This window comes from Sphingobium herbicidovorans (assembly GCF_002080435.1).
Classification (GTDB): Bacteria; Pseudomonadota; Alphaproteobacteria; order Sphingomonadales; family Sphingomonadaceae; genus Sphingobium; species Sphingobium herbicidovorans.
This window is the reverse complement of the sequence record NZ_CP020538.1, coordinates 2,154,123-2,176,650: the sequence shown is the minus strand read 5'-3', so window position 1 is coordinate 2,176,650 and position 22,528 is coordinate 2,154,123. Positions and strand designations below refer to the sequence as shown.

Below are 22,528 nucleotides of genomic sequence, written 5' to 3'. Positions count from 1 at the left end.
CCCCATTGCCATGCCCTGATTGATCAGGAACGTGACGGCAACATGACAGCATTAACCACCCCGACCCGTCAAGGGCCTGTATGACGCTTTCCCTCTTGCCACAGCATATGGTGACTCGCTTCGCGCCAAGCCCTACCGGCAGGCTCCATATCGGCCATGGCTGGTCGGCCCTGCTGGCCATGGACCTGGCCCGCGCGAATGGCGGCTCGTTTCGCCTTCGGATCGAGGATATCGATGGTACGCGCAGCCGCCCGGAGCATGTCGCGGCCATAATCGACGACCTCAACTGGTTGGGGGTCGGGTGGGATGGAGAGATCGTCTTTCAATCGACCCGGCTGGACGACTATGCAATCGCGCTGGCGAACCTGCGCGCTCAAGGCCTGCTTTATCCCTGCTTCTGCACCCGCGCCGACATCGCTGCGAGCGCGACCGCGCCCCATGGTCCCGAAGGCCCCATCTATCCCGGCGCCTGCCGAACCTTGTCCGCCGCCGAACGCGGCGAGCGGATCGCCGCTGGGCAATCCCACGCCTGGCGCCTCGACATGGCGAAGGCGGTGGCGCAAACCGGCCCTCTGGAGTGGAGAAATCTGCCCTTCCCTCCCGCCGGGGCGGAGCCAGTCAAAGCCGAAGTCATGCCAGCCGATCCGCTGAGCGCCGGAGACGTCGTTCTCGCGCGCAAGGACGCACCGGCCAGCTACCATCTTTCCTGCACCCTCGATGATGCCGCTATGGGCGTGACCCATGTGCTGCGCGGGGCGGACCTGTTTGCCGCCACCCATATCCACCGGCTGCTCCAGGCGTTGCTCGGCCTGCCATCGCCTGTTTACTGCCATCATCCGCTGCTGGTCGGGGCCGATGGCAGGCGGCTTGCCAAACGGGACGGATCGATCGCGATCGCGGATTTGCGGGCGCAAGGCGTCGATCCGCAGCGCCTGGCGACCGATCTGCGCAACGCGACCTTTCCAGTTGGCATTTCACTGGCCAAAGCCTAGATTCGCGCCATGAATACAGTTCTTGTCATTGCCCTCATCCTCGCCATGGCCGCGACCCTGTTCGCGCTGATCCGTGGCATCATCGCCTTTCTGCAGGCTTCCAAGGAGCAGCTGAATGCGCCCGACGATGGGCCCAGCGCCTCCAGCCTCAAGCAGAACAAGATGATGATGAACCGCATCCTGTTCCAGGCGGCGGCGATCATCATCGTGGCGATCCTGCTGCTGATGAAGGGCAATGGCTGATCCGCTCATGGTGAAGCTCAACAAGATATACACCCGCACCGGCGACGCGGGCACCACCGGCCTTGTCGATGGATCGCGCCTGCCCAAGCACGCGCCGCGCATGCAGGCAGTGGGCGACGTCGATGAAGCGAACAGCGCAATCGGGCTCGCCATTGTGGCAATCGGCAAGGCGCCGGAAGCTGACTGGCTTACCATGGTTCAGAATGACCTGTTCGATCTTGGTGCGGACCTGGCCACGCCCATGCCAGAGGGTGAGGACGAACCATGGGCGCTGCGCATCATCGCCAGCCAGGTGGAGCGACTTGAGGGGCAGATCGATGCGATGAACGCCGATCTGCAACCGCTCGACAGCTTCATCCTGCCCGGCGGATCGGCCGCCGCCGCCGCTGTCCATCTTGCCCGCGCCATCACGCGCCGGGCTGAACGTAGCGCAACGGCCGCCGCGGCGGAGGTCGCGCTCAATCCACAGGCGCTCGCCTATCTCAATCGCCTTTCCGACCTGCTGTTCGTTCTCGCGCGCCGCCTGAACGGCAATGGCGCGGGCGACGTCAAATGGGTGCCCGGCGCGTCGCGCTGAACCATTTCCGATGCGCTTGCCGGGAACCTAATTCCCGCTTCATGCGCTTGTTTTTGCAAGTGCAGCACGAACCTGTCGGAAGGGGCAAGCATGGCAAAAAGCCGGATGGCGCCGGGGGAAGAAGATCTGGCGCCCCGTTACCGGGATGTGCGCGCGTTGAGCGAGGCGCTGGCGGCCGGATTATCGGACGCGGACGCCACGGTCCAGTCGATGGCCGACGCGTCCCCCGCAAAATGGCATCTGGCGCACAGCAGCTGGTTCTTCGAAACCTTCGTGCTGCGCGATCACGCGGCCGATTACCAGCCGTTCGACCCGCGCTTCGCCTATCTGTTCAACAGCTATTATGAAGGCGAAGGACCGCGCCATGCCCGACCGCTGCGCGGCCTGCTGACCCGCCCGTCGCTCGACGACATCCTTCGCTATCGCGCCCATGTCGATGCGGCGCTGCTCGCTGCCCTCCCAGACATGGGCGCGCAGGCGCAGACGCTGGTGGCGCTGGGCCTGCACCATGAACAACAGCATCAGGAATTGCTGTTGACCGATATCCAGCATCTTTTCTCGATCAATCCGCTGGAGCCAGCCCTGTTCGACGCGCCCAACGACATGCCCGCGGCGCTGCCCGGTCCCATCCACTGGATCGAAGGCCGCCAGGGGCTGGTGGAGATTGGCGATGATGGCAGGACCGATTTCGCCTTCGATTGCGAGGGGCCCCGGCACAAGGCGCTGCTTCACCCGCATGCGCTGGCCCATCGGCCAGTCACGAACGCCGAATGGATCAGCTTCATCGATGATGGCGGCTATCGGGATCCGGCGCACTGGCTGTCGGACGGATGGGCCTGGGTTCAGGCGGAAGGTATCGAGGCGCCGCTTTACTGGCGGCACGAGCCACAGGGCTGGACCCGCTTTGGCCTTGACGGACGCAAGCCCGTCAACCCGGCCGCGCCCGTCTGCCACATCAGCCTGTATGAAGCCGACGCCTATGCCCGGTGGGCTGGCGCGCGGCTACCGACCGAGGAGGAGTGGGAAAGCGGCGCACAGAATGTCGCGCCCATCAGCGGCAATCAACTGGATGGGCCCACCTGCCCCCGCCCACAGGCGACCGACGGCGGCGCGGCGCTGACCCGCATGTTCGGCGACGTTTGGGAATGGACCGGCAGCGCCTATCGCCCCTATCCGGGCTTCCAGGCGGACGAAGGCGCGGTCGGCGAATATAACGGCAAGTTCATGTCCGGCCAGTTCGTGCTGAAGGGCGGCAGCTGCGCCACTCCGCGTGGGCATGTCCGCGCAAGCTATCGCAATTTCTTCTATCCGCATCAGCGCTGGCAATTTACCGGGCTGCGCTTGGCCAAGGATCTTTGACGGATGGTGTTGACCCGAGAAGCGGCTTCCCCGGTGCCTGCCGTGGACCCAGCCTTTCGCCGTGACATAATTGAAGGGCTTTCCCGTTTTCCAAAGGCCACCCCGCCCATCTGGTTCTACGACAAGCGCGGCTCTGAATTGTTCGAGGCGATTGCCGACCTGCCTGAATATTATCCCACCCGCACGGAAACGGCGTTGTTGCAGCGGTACGGGCCGGAATTTGCCACGGCTGTCGGGCCAGGCCGCGCCGTCATAGAATTTGGCGCGGGCAGCGCGCGCAAAACGCCCCATCTGCTGCAAGCGATTGAACCAGCCGCCTATGTGCCGATCGACATCAGCGGCGAATTTCTCCACGCCAGCAGCGCTGCGCTTGCCTCCGTCTTTCCGGGCCTGCCCGTGCTACCGCTGGTGGGGGATTTCAACGCCGACCTTTCATTGCCCGCGGGCGTAGAGGGCCTGCCCCGCCTCGGCTTTTTCCCCGGATCGACCATCGGCAATCTGGAGCCTGCGGGCGCAGTCGATCTTTTGCGCGCCATGCGGCGATTGCTGGGGGACGACGCGTTGCTGCTGATCGGGATGGACCGGGTCAAGGATCCCGACCGGCTGATCGCCGCCTATGACGACGCGGCTGGCGTGACGGCGGCCTTCAACCTCAACCTTCTGGCCCGCATCAATCGTGAGCTGGATGGCGACATGCCGCTGGATGGTTTTGCGCATCGGGCCATATGGAACGATGAAAAGGCGCACATCGAAATGCATCTGGAGGCGCTGCGGCCGCTTCATTTCCATGTCGCGGGCCGTCGCTTCGAAATGGAGGCGGGGGAGACAATCCATAGCGAAAGCAGCCACAAATATGGGCCGCGCGACGAACGGTTGCTGCTGCGCGCGGGCCGTTGGAATCCGATCCGTCAATGGTCCGACGCGGAAGGCCTGTTTTCGCTGATTCTTGCTTCGGCCGCCTGACGCCTTGCTCCCACCTGCTCGTCAGTTCTTCACCGTCGCCGACCAGGTCGTGATCCAGTGCCACGCGCCGCGACATCCGCCCATCGCGCGCGCCTCGACCAGGCGGAAGCGCGTGCCGTCCCAGACATAGGATTCGCTGCTGCCGCAGTCGCCCAGCCCCCTGCCCTTGGCATAGCTTTCCAGCGAGGCGCTTTCCGGCGACCATGACGCATTGACCAGCATCGGGTGCGCCGCATCCTCGCTCCAGCCGGGCTGGTAGTCGAAGGCCGCAAAACGGAAGCTGCGCCTGCCCGCAATGCCTGAGGCGATCACGGGAACGGCGGAGAAATTATAGGCGCCCGTCCCGCAGGGGACGAGTATCAGCGTCTCCGTTTTCGACAGGCGATGAAGCTGGGGAGGCGACGCATCGCGCATCTCTTCGGCGCAACCGGTCAACTTGCCCAGCGCAGTCAGTTCTTCCCGCCACAAGGTGACCGGCGCGGGTCCGCTGGGGACAGACGCGCGCTGGACCGACACTACTCGGTGGAGCCGGACGAACCGCGCTGCGGGAAAGCGGGCCAATGGCGATCAACGCCGCCATCGTGCCCGCGCGCCCTTGCCGCGCGTCCATGTAGCGCATCGCCGCCGCCGCTCCGGCAAGCGATGGCCGCGCTATCAGCACGCCAGCCGATCGCACCTCCATCGTCATTCCCCGCGCCATCGCAATGGCGAGCGCCGCCGCCTGCGGTCCCTGCAACACGGCCTCCCCATCCTGGCTGGCGGCGGTCGCGATCTTGCGGCCATCGACGAAGAAGCTCAGCTCATCCCTTCCCCTGGCATCGCGGCTCACCCAGATTTCCGGCTCGGCCCGCCCGCCAGCATCGCGCTGAATGCCCAGCATGACAGGGTCGTCCGGCCAGTCACCGCCTTCGGGCAACAACGACACGGCCTCACACCGGAGGCGATTGTCGCAACCGATCGTCCAGTCCTTATAGGTTTCCAAAGTGCCGGGCCTTGGCGCCTGAGCATGCGCCAGACCAGTGACTGCCGACAGCATCGCTGCCAGTGCAAATATGCGTTTCGCCCCCATGGGTTAACTATAACTTAATGCATAGGCCAGCGATAGACCGTTTGTTGCGAAGCCGGAATGTCGGCGCGCGGGTGCTGGTTAGCTTGGCGCCCCATCCCGGCCCTTCGCCAAAGAAAAAGGCCGGCGCCCTGCGACACCGGCCTTTTCATCAAGCCGCCTTGGCCCGCGACATGCGCTTGCGCTCATTGGGATCAAGGTAGCGCTTGCGCAGACGGATGCTCTTGGGCGTCACTTCGACCAGTTCGTCATCGTCGATATAGGCGATTGCCTGTTCCAGCGTCATCTTCCACGGCGGGGTCAGGCGGACGGCGTCGTCCTTGCCCGAAGCGCGGAAGTTGGTCAGCGCCTTCGACTTCATCGGATTGACTTCAAGATCTTCGGTCTTGGCGTTTTCGCCGATGATCATGCCTTCGTAGAGCGCTTCGCCCACGCCCACCATCAGCACGCCGCGTTCTTCGAGCGGGCCCAGCGCATAGGCGTTGGCTTCGCCCGATCCGTTGGAGATCAGCACGCCGTTCTTGCGGCCTTCGATCTTGCCCTTGTGGGGACCATATTTCTCGAACAGGCGGTTCATGATGCCGGTGCCGCGCGTATCCGACAGGAATTCGCCATGATAGCCGATCAGCCCGCGCGAGGGTGCGGAAAAGGTGATGCGGGTCTTGCCGCCACCCGAAGGACGCATGTCCGTCATCTCGGCCTTGCGCAGGTTCATCTTCTCGACGACGGTGCCCGAAAACTCGTCATCGACATCGATCATGACGGTTTCATAAGGCTCGGTCTTGTTGCCTTCCTCATCGGTGCCGAACAGCACGCGCGGGCGGCTGATGCCGAGTTCAAAGCCTTCGCGGCGCATGGTTTCGATGAGCACGCCCAGCTGGAGTTCGCCGCGACCGGCGACTTCGAAGCTGTCCTTGTCCTCGCTCTCGGTCACCTTGATGGCGACGTTCGATTCGGCTTCGCGCTCCAGCCGGTCGCGGATCATGCGGCTCGTCACCTTGCTGCCTTCGCGGCCGGCCATCGGCGAATCGTTAACCGCAAAGCGCATCGACAGCGTCGGCGGATCGATCGGCTGCGCCTGGATCGGTTCGCTGACGGACGTGTCGGCGATGGTGTTCGCCACGGTGGCGACGGCAAGGCCCGCCAGCGAGATGATGTCGCCCGCCTGCGCTTCATCGACGGGAACGCGGTCAAGGCCGCGGAAGGACATGATCTTCGACGCGCGGCCGGTTTCGATCACATTGCCGTCCATGTCGAGCGCGTGGATCGCCTGGTTCACCTTCACGCGACCGCTGGTCACGCGGCCGGTCAGCACGCGGCCAAGGAAATTGTCGCGATCCAGCAGCGTCACGAGGAAGGTGAAGGGCGCATCGACGTCCAGCGACGGCGGCGGCACATGGTCGACGATCTTCTGGAACAGCGGGACCAGCGTGCCCGAACGCAGCGATGCATCCTCATTGGCGTAGCCGTTGCGGCCCGATGCGTAGAGGACGGGGAAGTCGAGCTGCTCGTCGGTCGCGTCGAGCGACACGAACAGGTCGAACACCTCGTCCAGCACTTCCTGAATGCGCTCGTCGGGGCGATCGACCTTGTTGACGACGACGATCGGGCGCAGGCCCAGCGCCAGCGCCTTGCCGGTCACGAACTTGGTCTGCGGCATCGCGCCTTCCGACGAATCGACCAGCAGGACGACGCCGTCGACCATCGACAGGATGCGCTCCACCTCTCCGCCGAAATCGGCGTGGCCGGGGGTATCGACGATGTTGATGCGCACGGCTTCACCACCGCCGGGAGGCGTCCACTCAACCGACGTCGGCTTCGCCAGGATGGTGATCCCGCGTTCCTTTTCCAAGTCGTTCGAGTCCATCGCGCGTTCTTCAACGCGCTGATTGTCTCGGAAAGTGCCGGACTGGCGGAACAGCTGATCCACGAGCGTGGTCTTACCATGGTCAACGTGCGCGATGATCGCGATATTACGCAGGGACATGTCTTGCCTTTGGGATATATATTTTCCCGGCCGGCACCGTGCCTGACCAGAGTATCGGGCGCGCCCCTACAGGAAATGACGCGCTGCGGCAAGGCGGGACGACCCTGTCCGCATTTGCATCGGCCCGAACGGTGGCTCATATTCCGGATTGAAGAGCAACTGTTATAGTCACATATAACAGCTTGAAGGAGACGTTATGGCCAGCAGCGCGACCACCACGACGACCGCCGACACGCTCAACCTCACGCCGCCCGACCCGGTGCCCCCGGTTTCAGTGGAGAAGGCAGCGGGACTGGTCCCCCTGGAGGAGGAAAAAAGGTCGAAACTCGACGCGAAGGTCGATGCCTTCGTCGACGATCTGGTGGCGCAGGATCCCAACTCCCCGGCATTCGGGCAGCGCGTCGACCAGCTGACCAACATGGGCCGCAAGGAAATCGCGGACGCGGCGGGCCATTCCAACCGCTTTCTCGATCGTCCCGTTCGCGCGATGGACAGCGACAACAAGGTCGGCGCCGATCTGGCGCAGTTGCGCCGCACGGTCGAGGATCTCGATCCCGGCAGGCGCGGCAACCTGACCGCTCCTAGGAAGCTGTTCGGGCTCATCCCCTTCGGCAACCGCATGCGGAATTATTTCGACAGCTACAAGAGCGCGCAGGGACACATCAATTCCATCCTCGGTTCGCTCGCCAGCGGCAAGGATGTGCTGATCAAGGACAATGCCGCCATCGATGTGGAACGGCAGAATATGTGGGCGGCGATGGGTCGTCTGGAGCAGATGATCCATATCTCCAAAACGCTTGACGCACGACTGGAGGCAAAGGCGCTGGAAATGGATTCCGCCGACCCGGCCAAGGCGAAGGCGATCCGGGAAAGCGCGCTCTTCTACATCCGCCAGCGCAGCCAGGACCTGCTGACGCAGATGGCGGTGACGGTTCAGGGCTATCTGGCGCTGGACCTGGTCAAGAAAAACAACGTCGAACTGGTGAAGGGCGTCGATCGCGCCAGCACCACGACCGTTGCCGCGCTGCGCACCGCCGTCACCGTGGCGCAGGCTCTCGCTGGGCAGCGCCTCGTCCTCGAACAGATCACGGCGCTCAACAGCACGACCGCAAACATGATCGATTCGACCGGCGAGATGCTGAAGAGCCAGACCGCGCAGATCCATGAACAGGCCGCGTCCAGCACCATTCCCATGAAAACGCTGCAGCGCGCCTTCCAGAATATCTACGACACGATGGACAGCATCGACACCTTCAAGGCGAAGGCGCTGGAAAACATGAAAACGACGGTAAACTCCCTGTCCAGCGAGGTCGAAAAATCCAAGGGCTATATCGCCCGCGCCGAAGGGCAGGCACAGGCCGCAAGCGAGGCGCGAGCAGACAACCCGCTGTTGAGCGCGCTTGAGGCATGAAGATGATTGCCGCGCCCATGTCACGCAAGCCGTCATGAGCCGATCCGACCGCGTCCTGGCCGATGCGGAGGCTGTCCTGCGCCGCCATGGGGAGCGCGGACGCAGCCTGTCGGCCCGCGCGCGGCAACGGCGCAACGCAGCGTTGATGCGGAAGCTGAAATATGCCTTCTGGACGATTGCGACGGTCCTGATGGCCGCTGCCGTCGCGGGCTTCATCCTGCCGCTGGGCACGACGGGCGTGATGGTTGCGCTGGGCGTCATGATCGCGGCGCTGCTGCTGATCGCCGTCATGCCCACCGAGCCGCGCGTCAGGACCGCCGCACTCGCGGCCACGCCCCTCCCCGCGCTTCCGCTCCAGACCGAAATCTGGCTCGACAACCAGCGCAAGGCACTGCCGCCGCCAGCCGCCACGCTGGCCGACAGCATCGGCGTCAAGCTGGAGATGCTTGCGCCACAGCTTGAACGGCTGAACGAGCAGGAACCGGCGGCGCAGGAGATCCGCAAGCTGCTGTCCGATCATCTGCCCGAACTCGTCACCGGCTATGAATCCATTCCCGCCCCGCTCCGCCGCAAGGAACGCAATGGGCGCGTCCCTGAACAGCAGCTGGTCGAAGGGCTTGGCGTCATCGACAAGGAACTGGCCCGGATCAGCGAGACGCTGGCCAGCGGCGACATCGACAAGCTGGCGGTGCAAAACCGCTTCCTTGAGCTAAAATATCAGGAGGCGAAGGAACTGGGCCGCTAGCCCATCCGTCCCCCGCCATGATCCACCTGACGCTGATCATCGTCGATTTCCTGACCGGGCTGCTGGCGGCGGGCGCCTGGGCGCTGGCGTCGGCGGGCGGGGCGATTGCCGCGCTGATCGGCGGGGGGCTGGTGAGCGCATCGCTGTTCAGACGATGGCGCCGCCGGGGCTGAACATCATGCGCCGCGGATCAATCTTTCCATCGCATCGTCGGCCAAAGGCTGGCTGAACTGAATGCCGAAGCGCTTGCCCTGCGCCCACACCACCCGACCGCTGGCTTCCATGCCCATGGCCTCGACAGTCACATAGGCGCCGGGTGCAAGCGGCGTTTCGCAATGGGCGAGCGCGCCCGCCGCCGACAGATCGAGAAAGTGGCCGCGCATTTCAACGCTGCCCATGCGCAACATGACCGGGCCGAACATCTTGTGCCTGGCGGTATGCCGTCGCTGCTCGGCGTTAACCGCCGGGGTTCTGCTTTGATCGATCATATCGAGCCGCTCCCACAGGCCATTCAATCATGAAAAGGTCAATGCGATCCACAGAATCATGGTTAACGCGCCATTAGCTGCGTTTCGCGCGAGGGAAACTACTAATTTAGATTAAGTTTCGTTTCTCAGAGCGCAGGGGACGATGCTTTCCGGCGCGGGCCGGGCCGTTATCCGGCGAAAGCGCGCGAAATATCCGCCCGCGGTAGGCTTGGGAACCAGTTCCTCCAGCCGGAAGCCCATTGCCGCAAGCTCGCAGGTCAACAGGCGCGGTGGCGTGCCATGCTGGTCGGTCGGCCGATCCGCATCCACCACGATCAGTTCGCCATCAGCCTTCAGCGCCGGGCTCAAATGCCACAGAAAGGCGTAGGGCTCGGCGATTTCATGATACATATGGACCATCAGTATGCGGTCGAAGCTGTTTTCGGGTAGGCGGGGGTCCTCCGGCGCGCCAAGCCGCACGCTGACATTGCGCCAGTCTTCGCGGGTGATGCGACGGGACAGCGCCTCGATCACCTCGGGCATGATGTCCTCGGCAAGAACCCGCCCGCTGGGGCCCACGCGCTTGGCGAGGCGCACCGTATAATAGCCTTCGCCCGCGCCGATATCGGCCACGGTCATGCCGGGCTTGATGCCGGCGCGATCCATGATGTCGTCTGCTTCATTGACCCGGTCGCGGGCCTCTTCGCTGGACCAGCGTGTCGATACGACCGGGGCGACTGGCCGGTCGGCACGCGGAAAATCGCGTGCAGCCACAGGCCGGTCTTCATTCCTGTCGGGTGACAACAGGCCGCAGCCCGCCAGCAGGAGCAATGATCCCGCCAGCGTCAGCGCCTTCATCAATCGACGTCCTCCACATCGACCTTTTCGCCCGTCACCTTTTGCGACAGGGCAGCCGCCATGAACGGGTCGAGAGCACCATCCAGCACATCGTCCGGCGATGTGGAGGTGACGCCGGTGCGCAGGTCCTTCACCAGCTGATAGGGTTGCAGCACATAGGATCGGATCTGGTGCCCCCAGCCGATCTCGGTCTTGGCCTGATATTCGCCGGAAGCGGCAGCCTCCCGCTTCTGCAATTCGGCTTCATACAGGCGCGCTTTCAGCATGTTCATCGCGGTCGCGCGGTTCTTGTGCTGCGACCGGTCATTCTGCGAAGCAACGATGATGCCGGATGGAATGTGGGTGATGCGGACCGCCGAGTCGGTCGTGTTGACGTGCTGCCCGCCCGCACCCGACGCACGATATGTGTCGATCTTCAGGTCGCCTTCATTGACCTCGATTTCGATATTGTCGTCGATCACCGGATAGACCCAGACCGACGAGAAGCTGGTGTGCCGCCGCGCCGAACTGTCATAGGGGCTGATGCGCACCAGCCGGTGCACGCCGCTTTCCGTCTTGGCATAGCCATAGGCATTTTCGCCCTTGAACAGGAAGGTCGCGGACTTGATCCCCGCCTGGTCGCCCGCCTGATAGTCGACCAGTTCCACCTTGTAGCCCCGCCGTTCGCCCCAGCGGCGATACATGCGGGACAGCATTTCCGCCCAGTCCTGGCTTTCCGTGCCGCCCGCGCCCGCGTGGATTTCCAGATAGGTGTCGCTGGCGTCCGCTTCGCCTGCCAGCAGCGCCTTGATCTTGTCCTCATCCGCCCGGTCAGCCAGCGCCTTCAACGACGCGATGGCTTCGGTGACCATATCCTCGTCGCCCTCGGCCTCGGCCATTTCGATGAGTTCGGCTGTGTCGGTCTTCTCGCTGTCGATCGCCCGGGTCGCGCCGATGGCGGCGTCCAGCCGCGTGCGCTCCCTCATAACTTCCTGCGCCTTTTTCTGGTCGTCCCACAGCGTCGGGTCTTCGACGCGCGCGTTCAGCTCGTCCAGGCGGCGAAGGGCGCGGTCCCAATCCAGAAAACGGCGCAGCAGGTCCAGCGCGGCGTCGATGCGGTCGATATATTGCTGCGCTTCGGCGCGCATGGGAAGTCTCCAGAAATATCACGTCGTGGCGTTCGGCAGAGAAACGCATCAAACGCCCGGCCCTATCCGAGGCAGGCGGATTTGGGAAGAGCGTAACCTGACCGCCCCCTGCAAGGTGAGGGGCTGAACGGAATTTTGTGCGGGGCGCGTCCTTCGACAGGCTCAGGACGAACGGGAGTTGGGTTGTCGGTCCAAGTTTGGCGGCTCCCCTGAGCCTGTCGAAGGACGCACGCCACCCTGATGACCGGGCTCAAGAGCCATCCACCGGGACAACGACCATCACCTCCCAAGACGCCGGGATCGTGGACCAGCAACCCAACTTCCGTTCGTCCTGAGCCTGTCGAAGGACGCGCGCTGCCGTTACGCCGAGCTTAGCTGCCTTGCCGGTTACGCGCCAACATTCTCATCCTTTCCCAGTCGCCATCGATCAACGCGAGCTTCTTGGCGCGGCTCCACCCCTTGATCCGGCGTTCGGCCGCCAGAGCCTCGTCCCTCGTGCCAAAGCTCTCCGACCACACCAAGGCAAGCGGCCGACGCGCCGCAGTATATCCAGGAATCACACCCCTCTCATGCTGCGCGATCCGGCTCTCCAGATCGTCCGTATGACCAGCATAAAAGGAGCCGTCGCTGCAACGGAGAAGATATGCGTAGAAAGCCATGATTGCGCCTAAGTGTTGGCGCGCGTCCTTCGACAAGCTCAGGACGAACGGAGGTTATGTTGTTGACCCCGGTTGGCGGCCCTCCTCAACCTCCGTTCGTCCTGAGCCTGTCGAAGGACGCACGAAAACCAAGCCTCAATAAATCCCGCCCTGATCCTGCAGGAAGTCGCTGTCCGTACGGGGCCTCGTTCGCTCCCCCGCTTCGCGGCGCTGCGCCGCCTGTTCCTGGGCGGCAACCTCCTCCTTGCGGATCGAGCGGCGCGGTTCGGTTTCGGGCTTGAACGCTTCCCATATCACGGCGGGCTTAGGTTCCTCGGTCGGCCACACGCCATAGACGCGCTTGCCCGACCGCCGGTCGACTGTGACCATGCGGATGCCAGCCGGGGCGACAAAAGGCGTCTTGGGCATCGTTTCCAGCACCGGCGCCATCGCCGCCTTCCAGATCGGCGCGGCGACGCGGCCGCCCTGCGCCCAGCCGCCCAGGCTGCGGGGCTGGTCGTAGCCGATATAGACGCCCGCGACGATGTCGGGCGATCCGCCCACGAACCAGACATTGGTCGGACCGTTGGTGGTGCCGGTCTTGCCGAACAGCGGGCGCTTGAGGTCGGCCAGCACGGTGGCGGTGCCCCGCTGGATCACGCCTTCGGTAATGTGCACCACCTGATAGGCGGTCATGGGGTTCATCACCTGCCGCCCTTCAAATCCGAAACGGGGCATGGGCTTCCCGTCCCAATTGGCCATGTTGCACCCTTCGCAAGCGCGCCAGCGCAGCGGCCAGATCACCTTGCCGCGACGGTCCTGCACATAGTCCATGACCTTGGGCGGCAGTTGTCGGCCATGGTTGGCAAGCGTTGCGTAGGCATTCACCATCCGCTCAACCGTCGTCTCGCCAGCGCCCAGGGCAAAGGACAGATAGGGCTGATAATCGCCGATCCCCATCGCCTTGATCGTGCGCACCACGCGATCCATGCCGGTCTGGCTCGCGGCGCGCACCGTCATCAGGTTGCGGGACTGCTCGACGCCCCAGCGCATGGTCTGGGGACCGGCGCTGCCGCCGGAAAAGTTGCGGAAGCATTTCTGCCCCAGCCCGGCGCCCTGATAGACGCACAATGGGCCATCGACGATGATCGAAGCCGGAGTCATGCCATTGTCCAGCGCTGCGGCATAGACAAAGGGCTTGATGGTCGAACCGGGCTGCCGCATCGCCTGCGTCGCGCGATTGTAGGATGACAGGCGGCTGTCGAACCCGCCCTGCATGGCAAGCACGCGGCCCGAATGGGTCTGCTCCGCCAGCATGCCGCCGGACACTTCGGGCACATTACGCAGCGCCCAGCCTGTTCCGTTGGGCGCAACCGCGATCAGGTCGCCTGGCTTCATGCTGTTGAAGGCCGGGCCGCCCGCGCGCCGATAGGGCATCTGCGCGGCGCCAGCAGGCAGCGTCCCGGTGGATCCGTCGGCAAAGCCGATTTCGGCTCCTGCGGAATTGCGGTCGATCACCACCGCGATCCGCCAGTTGGCATAGTCGATGCCGATATAGCTGGCCGCCAGCTCGCGCTGCCATCCGCGCCCCATGTCGATCTTGCCAACCGGCCCGGACCAGCCCTTGCCCGCGTCGAAACGCAGCAATCCGTTGCGCAGGGCGGTTGCAACGCCTTCCTGCAGCTTGGGATCATAGGGGCTGCGCACCCACAGGCCGCCCGCATAGACGCTGTTGGGGCCGTCCTCCGCCTTTTCGCCGAACAGATCGATCAGGCGGCGGCGCACCTCTTCCATATAATAGCCGCCCGCACGGGCATCGAAACCGGAGCTGTGCGGCGCTACCGTGCCCAGCGGCTGCGCCTGCGCTTCGTTCAGCTGCGCCTGCGTGATCCAGCCGTTCTTGAACATTTCGCCGAGCGCCCAGTTGCGACGGTCCAGCGCCCGTGCGAGGCCGGTCGGGCTTTCGGGGCGGTAATTGGCCGGGCCCTTCGGCAGGATGGCCAGATAGGCCATTTCGTGCAGCTCAAGGTCCGCGACGTCCTTGTCGAAATAGGCCCGCGCCGCGGCCTGGACGCCATAGGCGTTGCGGCCCAGGAATATCTGGTTGAAATAGAGTTCCAGTATCTGCTGCTTGGTCAGCACGCCTTCCATGCGATAGGCGAGGATCATCTCCTTCACCTTGCGCGTGGGAGAATATTCGTCGCCGATCAGCAGGTTTTTCGCGACCTGCTGCGTGATGGTCGATCCACCCTTGGCGCGCTGGCCAGACCCGATCTTGGTGGCATAATCAACCACCGCCCCTGCAAAGCCGGGAATATCGACGCCATGATGCTCGAAAAAAGTCTTGTCCTCGGCCGCCAGATAGGCGCGGATCAGGAGCGGCGGGTAATCGCTATATTGCAACTGTACCCGGCGTTCGCGCGCATAGCTGTGCACCGGCTGACCGTTGATGTCGCGCACGATGGTCGGCAGAGGCGGCTCATATTCCAGCAGCGTGGCGGCGTCGGGCAATCCGCGCGCGAAGATCAGCCAGAACAGCAGCATCGCCGTGAACAGGCCGCCCAGCGCGATGGCGACCCAACGGAACCAGCGCCGGCTCCAGAGCGGCGCGAGCCGCTCGCGAAACGCGCCGCCATGGCCGCGCAGGCGGGCTGCTAGGGACGATCGGGCAGTATCGGGGCGAGCCTCTTCCATGACGACAGGAGGCTCTAAGGTCAAAATGCGGACAGCGCCAGTGCGGATCGACCGGGCGCTACCCGATCAGCTACCGTCCGAAGCGCGCCTGAGGGCCAGATACACCTCGATCGCCCGCGCAACGCCCTTGGCGATGCTCGCCTGGCCAGCGCGGGACGCCAGGAAGGCGGCGTCCTCGTCATTGCTGAGATATCCGGTCTCGAACAGCACCGAAGGGGTATCGGGCGCTTTCAAAACCATGAGTGAGGCATAGCGGTGAAAGGCGCTGCGAAAGTCCATGTAGGCCGACGCCTCCCGCTTCAACAATGCGGCGAAATTCGCTGATTCCTTCATTGTTTCACGCTGCGTGAGATCGATGAGGATAGAGGATACGTCATCCCGCTGCGCGCCCAGATTGACGCCGTTCAATATGTCCGCCCTGTTCTCCCGCGCCGCCAGCCGCGCCGCCTCCCGATCCGACGCCACTTCCGAGAGGGTGTAGACGGTAGCGCCGCGCGCTTCTTCATTTGCGGCCGAATCGGCATGGACCGACAGGAACAGATCCGCGTTCAACTGACGCGCAACGCCATAGCGTTCCTGCAACACCAGGAAGTGATCGTCATCCCGCGTCAGCGCGACCCGCACACGCCCCGACTTCAGCAGCTGGTCGCGGATGGCCCGGGCGATCGCCAGGGTCAGGTCCTTTTCGCGCTGCCCTGTCCGCCCGTTGATGGCGCCCGGATCATGCCCTCCATGTCCGGCGTCTATGACCACCAGCGGTCGTGAAGCATCGGCAGGTCCTTCGACGCGCGGCAGCGACAGGCCGCGCGCGACTGGCGGGATCGGCACGGTAATGCTGTGCCATCGCTTGACGGGCCGCGCCGCCATGGCGGCAGGCGCGTCAAAGGCGACGCGCGCCGTCCCGATCGGGCTGGTGAAGAGAGCGCCTGCCAGGGCAAGAGCGTGGAGCATGGCGCGCTTGTGCCCCGCTCCGCCCCTGGCCGTCCACCCCATTTCTTGCCACCGGGCGACAGTCCCGCCCTTAACCTTTGCTTCACCATGTTTTGCGATTGGAGGGTGACAGGGGAACGTCCACCGCCGACGAAACAATTTTGTGCGGGACGTTGCTAGGGTGGCCTTTGGCTGCTACCCATTCACATTCCTGAAAGAAACGCCCATGTCGGCGCGGCTCTTTTCAGGAGCTTTCACGACAGCATCGGCGGGCGCCAGCCGCCCGGCCCCGATGCTACGAACAGGTTGACGCTGCATGAGGCATGATTTCCATTCCACGCTGAGCCCGGTCCCGGGCGATGCGGCGTGGATGGAGTGGACCGGCGGTTTGCCCGGCCCTGCCAATGCAGCAGAAGCGCAGTTTTTCCTGTCAAACCGGACGATAGCAACACCCGCGCCGCTGGCGGCGCGACTGCATTCGTCCCTTCACTATCGCGTGACAGCCCGGCCGAGCGCCGCAGGCCGTCATCGCCGGAGACTTATACATGACAATGCGTATGCTGATCGATGCGCGCCACCGGGAAGAAACCCGGGTCGCGGTCGTCAAGGGCAATCGGATCGAGGAATTTGATTTCGAGTCCGCCGAGCACAAACAGCTCAAGGGCAATATCTATCTCGCCAAGGTTACCCGCGTAGAACCATCGCTTCAGGCGGCGTTCGTCGATTATGGCGGCAATCGCCACGGCTTCCTTGCCTTCAGCGAAATTCATCCCGACTATTATCAGATCCCGCGCGAAGACCGCGAGGCGCTGCTGCGCGAAGAGCGCGCGCACGCCGAAGAAGAGGCCGCTCTGCGCGCGGACTATGATGACGAGGATGATCATCATGGTGAGGATGGCGTTGAAGTCGTCGAAGCCACGCATCATGAGGAAGAAGAAGGCGAAGCTGCGGAAAGCAGCGAGGGCGGCGACAAGCCCGGCCGCCGCAAGCGTGGTGGCGACGACGCCGCAGACGAGCTGCGTCGCAAGCGCATGGCTCTGCGCCGCCGCTACAAGATTCAGGACGTCATCAAGCGCCGCCAGGTGCTGCTGGTCCAGGTCGTCAAGGAAGAGCGCGGCAACAAGGGCGCTGCGCTGACCACTTACCTGTCGCTGGCAGGTCGTTATTGCGTGCTGATGCCGAACACGTCGCATGGTGGCGGCATTTCGCGGAAGATTTCCAACGCCGCCGACCGCAAGCGGCTGAAGTCTATCGTCGCCGAAATGGCCCTGCCGTCGTCCATGGGTTGCATTGTCCGCACAGCCGGGCTGCAGCGCACCAAGCCGGAAATCAAGCGTGACTTCGACTATCTCGCCCGGCTGTGGGACGAGATCCGCGAAAACACGCTCAAATCCGCTGCCCCCGCGCTGATCCACAACGACAGCGACCTTATCAAGCGCGCGATCCGCGATATCTATAACAAGGATATCGACGAGGTCATCGTCGAGGGCGAGGAAGGCTATCGCGCGGCCAAGGATTTTATGAAGCTGCTGATGCCGAGCCATGCGCGGCGCGTGCAGCAATATGCCGACGCGGTGTCGTTGTTCCAGCGCGCAGGCGTCGAAGAACAACTGGCGGCGATGTACAATCCGGTCGTCCAGCTGAAGTCTGGCGGCTATCTGGTCATCAATCCCACCGAGGCGCTGGTGTCCATCGACATCAACTCGGGCCGTTCCACCCGCGAACATGGCATCGAGCAGACCGCCGTCGCGACCAATCTGGAGGCCGCGCGCGAAATCGCACGCCAGTTGCGCCTGCGCGACATGGCGGGTCTGGTCGTCATCGACTTCATCGACATGGAGATGAACTCCAACATCCGTAAGGTCGAGAAGGCGATGAAGGAGGCGCTAAAGGACGATCGCGCCCGCATTCAGGTCGGCCGGATCTCGGGCTTTGGCCTGATGGAAATGAGCCGCCAGCGCCTGCGCACCGGCGTGCTGGAAGCATCGACCCGCCAATGCCCGCATTGCGAAGGCACGGGTCTGGTCCGCACTGCGTCGTCGGCGGGATTGTCGGCGCTGCGCATGCTGGAGGAAGAAGCCGCGCGAGGCCGGGGCAGCCTGGTCACGCTGCGCGCAAGCCAGGAAGCGGCCTTCTATGTCCTCAACAACAAGCGCGCCGAGCTGGATGAAATCGAGCAGCGCTATGGCGTCCGTATCGAGATCCTGCCCGATGGCGAGGTAGAGGGCGCGCGGATGTCGGTCGAAGCCAGCGGTCCTCGTCCGGAGCGGGTGGTGAGCTATGCTCCGCTTGTCGAGGAAGATGACGACCTCGATATCGTCGAGGAACTGGAAGAAGAAGAGATCGAGGAAGTCGAAGCCGCCGAACGCGAAGAGCGAGGCGATCGGGGCGAGGATCGCGAAGGCGGACGCCGCCGCCGCCGCCGTCGCCGCCGCCGTGGCGGACAGCGTGACGAGCATCGCGCCGATGGCGAGACCGAGGCTGCGTCCGACGTCGAAGGCGAGGCTGAAGACGAAAGCGCCTTGATCGTCGAAGACGCCGAACAGGAACCCGTCGAGGCTAGTGATGAAGGCGAGGAAGGCGCTCGTCGCCGTGGCCGTCGTGGCCGCCGTGGCGGACGCCGCCGCCGTGAAGGCGGTGAAGGCGTGGCCGAGGATGCGGCTGCTGAAACCGCAGAGGCCGCGGCCGACACTGTCGCAGCCGAAGAGGTCGCTGAAGCAGCGGTAGATGCGGCGCCCGAAGCACCCGCCGAGGAAGAAGCGCCCAAGACGCGCCGCCGTCCTCGCGCTCGCAAGGCTAAGGAAGCCGTTGAAACTCCGGCTGAGCCAGTCGAAGTCGAGGCGGTCGAAGCCATAGCCGAGGCACCTGCCGAGGAAGCGCCGGCCAAGCCCAAGCGCACCCGTCGCAAGAAGGCCGATGTGGCGGCCGAGGCGCCTGCCGAAGCGCCCCCGACCGTGGAAGCAGAAGCGGAAGTCCCGGCCAAGCCCAAGCGCACCCGCCGCAAGAAGGCCGATGCCCTTGCGCAGGACGCGGCAGAAGCGCCTTCGATCGCAGAGCCAGTCACGGCTCAGGCTGCGGCGGAAACCGAGCCGGTGGGCGCGAACGACGTCGGCAACACGCTGGACGGCGCGGACGCCGCCGATGCGCAGACTGATGACGACAGCGCACCGCGCCGTGGCTGGTGGCAGCGCACCTTCGGCCAGTAACAGGGACTATTCGTTCCTATGAGCAACGCCGTCGCCCTGCCGGTCTCCCCCGGACGGCGGCGGCGTTCTCGCTTCACCTGCGGTTCAGAGTGCTGCTGCCATCGGCTTTCGGGCATGAATGTCGCCGCCCATATTCCCGTTGGCCGCTCATGAAGGACCGATGGCTTCATGCCTTGGCCATCGCGGTGGCGGGGCTGTCGATGCTGGCGCGGCCGGCGGCGGCGCAGCAAATCCTGCGCGACGCCGAAACCGAAGCCTTCATGGCCGACATGTCAGCGCCGCTGGTCAGCGCGGCAGGCATGGAACCGCGCAACGTGCAAGTGTTCGTGCTCAACGATCGCGAGATCAACGCCTTTGTCGCGGGCGGCCAATATGTGTGGCTGCATAGCGGCCTGATTGCCGCAGCAGACAATGTGAACCAGTTGCAGGGCGTGATCGCGCATGAACTGGGCCATATCGAAGGCGGCCATGTCATTCGCTCCGCCGAGGGGATGAAGGAGGCGACCGGCATCACCCTGCTCAGCCTGGTGCTGGGCGCTGCGGCGATTGCGGCGGGCGGCGCCGAAGCGGGCATGGGCATATTGGGCATGGGCCAGCAAGCGGCGATGGGCAAATATCTCGCCTTTTCCCGCGCGCAGGAAAGCTCGGCCGACCTTGCAGGTGCACGTTATCTCAGCCAGGCGGGCGTGTCCGGCAAGGGCAGTCTGGAATTCTTCAAGAAGCTGCAGAACCAGGAATATCGGCTCGCCATTCCGCAGGACGACAGCTACGGCCGCACGCACCCGCTGTCCGGCGAACGGATCAACGTGCTGCGCGAAGTCTATACGGTCGACCCTTCCTGGGACAAACCGGTAGACCCCAAGCTGGAAGCCCGGTTCGAACGCATCAAGGCAAAGCTGGTCGGCTTCGTTTCGGAACCCACGCAAACATTGCGCAAATACCCGGAAAGCGACCAATCGATCCCGGCCCATTATGCCCGCGCCTATGCGTGGCACAAGAGCGCCTACCCGGACAAGGCGATAAGCGAGGTGAACGCGCTGCTCGCGGCCCAGCCCCACGATCCCTATTTTCTGGAACTCAAGGGCCAGGTGCTCCTTGAAAGCGGCAGGCCCGCCGACGCAATTCCGCCACTGCGCGAGGCCGTGCAGTTGACCCGCCAGCCACTGATCGCAACCATGCTGGGTCACGCTCTGATCGCGACCGAGGATGACAAAAATTTCGCCGAAGCCGAACAGGTGCTGCGCAATGCGGTCGCGCGGGACAGGGAAAATCCCTTTGCCTGGTATCAGCTGGGCGTCGTCTATGCGCGGCGCGGAGACACCCCCCGCGCGGCGCTCGCTACCGCCGAACGCTATGCGCTGATGGGTGACAATCAGATGGCATTGCGGAGCGCCGACGCCGCCATGCAGGGATTGCAGCCAGGAACGGTTGACTATCTGCGGGCACAGGATATCGCGATGGTTTCACGGGCGGCCGTTGAACAGAAGCGGAAGAAAAGATGACCGAAACCACTCGGCCCGGCTTTCGCTCGGCACTTTCGAACAGGACGATCCAGATGACGATTGGCGCGCTCGCCTTTATCGCAGCCACCGCCACGGGCGCCGCCCTTGGCATGCAAAGCACTGGCAGCGTGGCCGTAGGGGACAAGGCCGCGATCGAAAAGATCGTGCGCGACTATATATTGGAACACCCGGAAATCATTCCCGAAGCGGTCGAACGGCTTCAGGCCAAGCGGGTTGCGAACAGCATCGGCGAAAGCCGCAAGGCGATCGAAACCCCCTATGCCGGCGCGTGGGAAGGCGCGGCGAATGGCGACGTCACGCTGGTCGAGTTTTTCGACTATGCCTGCGGCTACTGCCGTGCATCGCTGGCCGATCTTGCCAAGCTGGTGGCCGAGGACAAGGGATTGAAGGTCGTCTATCGCGAACTGCCGATCCTGTCCGACGAAAGCGCCGACGCGGCCAGGGTTTCGTTGCTGGCGGCCGAAAAGGGGCAATATATGCCCTATCACCGCGCGCTTTATGCAGGCGGCAAGGTGACGCGCGAAACGATCCTGGCCGCTGCCGCCAAGGTGGGCATAGATCGCCAGGCTGCCGAGGGCGCAATGGCGAACAAGAAATATGACGCCGAAATCCAATCCAACATCGCCCTCGCCCAGCAACTACGCGCTACAGGAACCCCGACTTTCGTGGTGGGTGATCAGGTACTGAACGGCGCGGTGGGTTATGACGCGTTGAAGCAGGCAGTTGCATCGGCGCGGGCAAAATAGGCGCTCTGCTGCATTGCCGAAACGAACGAAGTCGAAATGCACCGAACGGCCGCTGTTTGATCGGCTTTCGCCCCACCCCGCCCATTGACTCGACCCCGTCTTTTGCCTATCGGACGCCCCCTGACATGCGGTCGCCCAACGGCGGCCCTTTTTTGTCACGCCCGATTTTTGACGTTTTGCTTTGAGGAATGAACGATGAAGCGCACCTTTCAACCGAGCAATCTGGTTCGGAAGCGCCGTCACGGTTTCCGCGCCCGCATGGCGACCCCCGGTGGCCGCAACGTGCTGCGTGCCCGTCGCGCCCGCGGCCGCAAGAGCCTGAGCGCCTGAACGACGCGCCGTCGGATAACGTGCCTGCCATCATGAGCAGGCGCGCCGACTTTCTGGCGGCGAATCGCGGGCGGCGTGCGCCAATGCCGGGCTTTGTCCTGCTGGTACGCGAACGCTCCGACGGCGATCCGGCGATGCGCTATGGCATCACGGTCACGAAAAAGATCGGCGGCGCTGTCATCCGCAACAGGATGAAGCGCCGTTTTCGCGTTCTGGCGCGGGAATTGTTGCCCGTCCACGGCGTGCCTGGCGCGGATCATGTGCTGATCGGGCGCGAAGGCGGGATAGAACGCGACTTCACCCTGCTGCGCGCCGAATTGGAAAAGGCGCTGCTTAAGGTGATGGCCCGACCGGTAGGCGACGCGCCCAATCGCCCGCGCCGTTCCTCGAAAGGCAAGAAGGGCATATCTTCCGCCTCGGAACGGCCTGGCCAGGAATCCGGGCAGTGATCGCCCGGCTGCTCATCCTTATGGCGCGCTTCTGGCAAGTTGGCCCCTCCCGCATCCTGCCGCCCAGTTGCCGCTACGCGCCTTCCTGCTCGCAATATGCGATCGAGGCCATTCGTAAATATGGTGCGGTCAAGGGTAGCTGGCTCGCCACGAAGCGGCTAATGCGATGCCATCCTTGGGGCGGGTCGGGCTACGACCCCGTTCCCTGACACGAATT

Annotated in this window: 21 protein-coding genes and 1 pseudogene; 14 read left to right on the top strand and 8 right to left on the bottom strand. The window is 64.0% G+C overall.

The features are described 5' to 3' along the window. Positions 1-107: 107 nt before the first annotated feature. From gluQRS to egtD, 5 genes are all read left to right on the top strand, one after another. Positions 108-992: a tRNA glutamyl-Q(34) synthetase GluQRS gene (gene gluQRS, locus B6S01_RS10610; RefSeq protein ID WP_051908413.1), complete on the top strand. Its 885-nt coding sequence runs from the start codon at positions 108-110 to the stop codon at positions 990-992. A gap of 9 nt (positions 993-1,001) precedes the next feature. Beyond that, positions 1,002-1,235: a twin transmembrane helix small protein gene (locus tag B6S01_RS10605; RefSeq protein ID WP_037467748.1), complete on the top strand. Its 234-nt coding sequence runs from the start codon at positions 1,002-1,004 to the stop codon at positions 1,233-1,235. Positions 1,236-1,242: 7 nt separating this feature from the next. Then, complete coding sequence (locus B6S01_RS10600) at positions 1,243-1,812, top strand: cob(I)yrinic acid a,c-diamide adenosyltransferase (RefSeq protein WP_037467846.1); 570 nt, start codon at positions 1,243-1,245, stop codon at positions 1,810-1,812. Between the two features lie 90 nt (positions 1,813-1,902). Further along, complete coding sequence (gene egtB, locus B6S01_RS10595) at positions 1,903-3,171, top strand: ergothioneine biosynthesis protein EgtB (RefSeq protein ID WP_037467749.1); 1,269 nt, start codon at positions 1,903-1,905, stop codon at positions 3,169-3,171. A 3-nt stretch (positions 3,172-3,174) separates the two neighbouring features. Further along, positions 3,175-4,134 carry an L-histidine N(alpha)-methyltransferase gene (gene egtD, locus B6S01_RS10590; protein ID WP_037467750.1) on the top strand — a complete coding sequence of 320 codons (960 nt, stop codon included), beginning with the start codon at positions 3,175-3,177 and terminating at the stop codon, positions 4,132-4,134. Positions 4,135-4,155: 21 nt separating this feature from the next. On the opposite strand, the pseudogene B6S01_RS10585 reads toward egtD, so the two are convergent. Together B6S01_RS10585 and typA are read right to left on the bottom strand one after the other, a co-directional pair. Further along, positions 4,156-5,203: pseudogene (locus tag B6S01_RS10585) on the bottom strand (DUF1176 domain-containing protein). A 148-nt stretch (positions 5,204-5,351) separates the two neighbouring features. After that, complete coding sequence (typA, locus tag B6S01_RS10580) at positions 5,352-7,187, bottom strand: translational GTPase TypA (protein ID WP_037467751.1); 1,836 nt, start codon at positions 7,185-7,187, stop codon at positions 5,352-5,354. A gap of 196 nt (positions 7,188-7,383) precedes the next feature. Between typA and B6S01_RS10575 the strand changes: the two genes are divergently transcribed. The 3 genes from B6S01_RS10575 to B6S01_RS21350 are packed head-to-tail and all read left to right on the top strand — an operon-like array spanning position 7,384 to position 9,516. After that, positions 7,384-8,598 (top strand): toxic anion resistance protein, encoded by a 1,215-nt coding sequence (locus B6S01_RS10575; RefSeq protein WP_037467753.1) that lies wholly within the window; start codon positions 7,384-7,386, stop codon positions 8,596-8,598. Positions 8,599-8,632: 34 nt separating this feature from the next. After that, positions 8,633-9,343, top strand: coding sequence for a hypothetical protein (locus B6S01_RS10570; RefSeq protein WP_037467755.1), 711 nt, complete (start codon positions 8,633-8,635; stop codon positions 9,341-9,343). 17 nt (positions 9,344-9,360) lie between these two features. Continuing rightward, complete coding sequence (locus B6S01_RS21350) at positions 9,361-9,516, top strand: hypothetical protein (RefSeq protein ID WP_169802846.1); 156 nt, start codon at positions 9,361-9,363, stop codon at positions 9,514-9,516. Positions 9,517-9,519: 3 nt separating this feature from the next. On the opposite strand, the gene B6S01_RS10565 is transcribed toward B6S01_RS21350, so the two are convergent. The 6 genes from B6S01_RS10565 to B6S01_RS10540 all read right to left on the bottom strand — a co-directional run bounded on the left by B6S01_RS10565 (position 9,520) and on the right by B6S01_RS10540 (position 16,120). After that, the gene (locus B6S01_RS10565; protein ID WP_037467849.1) at positions 9,520-9,831 is read right to left on the bottom strand and encodes a PilZ domain-containing protein; all 312 of its coding nucleotides are present in this window, start codon (positions 9,829-9,831) and stop codon (positions 9,520-9,522) included. Positions 9,832-9,942: 111 nt separating this feature from the next. Beyond that, positions 9,943-10,668: a class I SAM-dependent methyltransferase gene (locus B6S01_RS10560; RefSeq protein ID WP_037467757.1), complete on the bottom strand. Its 726-nt coding sequence runs from the start codon at positions 10,666-10,668 to the stop codon at positions 9,943-9,945. Continuing rightward, positions 10,668-11,795, bottom strand: coding sequence for a peptide chain release factor 2 (gene prfB, locus B6S01_RS10555; RefSeq protein ID WP_037467759.1), 1,128 nt, complete (start codon positions 11,793-11,795; stop codon positions 10,668-10,670). The genes B6S01_RS10560 and prfB overlap by 1 nt, the downstream gene beginning before the upstream one ends. A 371-nt stretch (positions 11,796-12,166) precedes the next feature. Then, complete coding sequence (locus tag B6S01_RS10550; RefSeq protein ID WP_037467760.1) at positions 12,167-12,454, bottom strand: GIY-YIG nuclease family protein; 288 nt, start codon at positions 12,452-12,454, stop codon at positions 12,167-12,169. A gap of 135 nt (positions 12,455-12,589) precedes the next feature. After that, entirely contained in the window at positions 12,590-15,127 is a 2,538-nt protein-coding gene (locus B6S01_RS10545; RefSeq protein WP_037467761.1) for a penicillin-binding protein 1A, read from the bottom strand. A 66-nt stretch (positions 15,128-15,193) separates the two neighbouring features. Beyond that, the gene (locus B6S01_RS10540; protein ID WP_037467762.1) at positions 15,194-16,120 is read right to left on the bottom strand and encodes an N-acetylmuramoyl-L-alanine amidase family protein; all 927 of its coding nucleotides are present in this window, start codon (positions 16,118-16,120) and stop codon (positions 15,194-15,196) included. Positions 16,121-16,602: 482 nt separating this feature from the next. Here B6S01_RS10540 and B6S01_RS10535 point away from each other — a divergent pair, with 482 nt between their 5' ends. The 6 genes from B6S01_RS10535 to yidD all read left to right on the top strand — a co-directional run bounded on the left by B6S01_RS10535 (position 16,603) and on the right by yidD (position 22,520). Beyond that, complete coding sequence (locus B6S01_RS10535; protein ID WP_037467763.1) at positions 16,603-19,263, top strand: Rne/Rng family ribonuclease; 2,661 nt, start codon at positions 16,603-16,605, stop codon at positions 19,261-19,263. A gap of 149 nt (positions 19,264-19,412) precedes the next feature. Further along, the gene (locus B6S01_RS10530; protein WP_037467764.1) at positions 19,413-20,765 is read left to right on the top strand and encodes a M48 family metalloprotease; all 1,353 of its coding nucleotides are present in this window, start codon (positions 19,413-19,415) and stop codon (positions 20,763-20,765) included. Beyond that, positions 20,762-21,532, top strand: coding sequence for a DsbA family protein (locus B6S01_RS10525; RefSeq protein ID WP_051908418.1), 771 nt, complete (start codon positions 20,762-20,764; stop codon positions 21,530-21,532). Before B6S01_RS10530 ends, B6S01_RS10525 begins: the two co-directional genes overlap by 4 nt. A 195-nt stretch (positions 21,533-21,727) precedes the next feature. Continuing rightward, complete coding sequence (rpmH, locus tag B6S01_RS10520; protein WP_062113878.1) at positions 21,728-21,862, top strand: 50S ribosomal protein L34; 135 nt, start codon at positions 21,728-21,730, stop codon at positions 21,860-21,862. Positions 21,863-21,894: 32 nt separating this feature from the next. Next, positions 21,895-22,311, top strand: coding sequence for a ribonuclease P protein component (gene rnpA / locus B6S01_RS10515; protein WP_037467853.1), 417 nt, complete (start codon positions 21,895-21,897; stop codon positions 22,309-22,311). Next, on the top strand, positions 22,308-22,520 hold the full coding sequence (yidD, locus tag B6S01_RS10510; protein ID WP_081570372.1) for a membrane protein insertion efficiency factor YidD: 213 nt from the start codon (positions 22,308-22,310) through the stop codon (positions 22,518-22,520). The genes rnpA and yidD overlap by 4 nt, the downstream gene beginning before the upstream one ends. Positions 22,521-22,528: the final 8 nt, after the last annotated feature.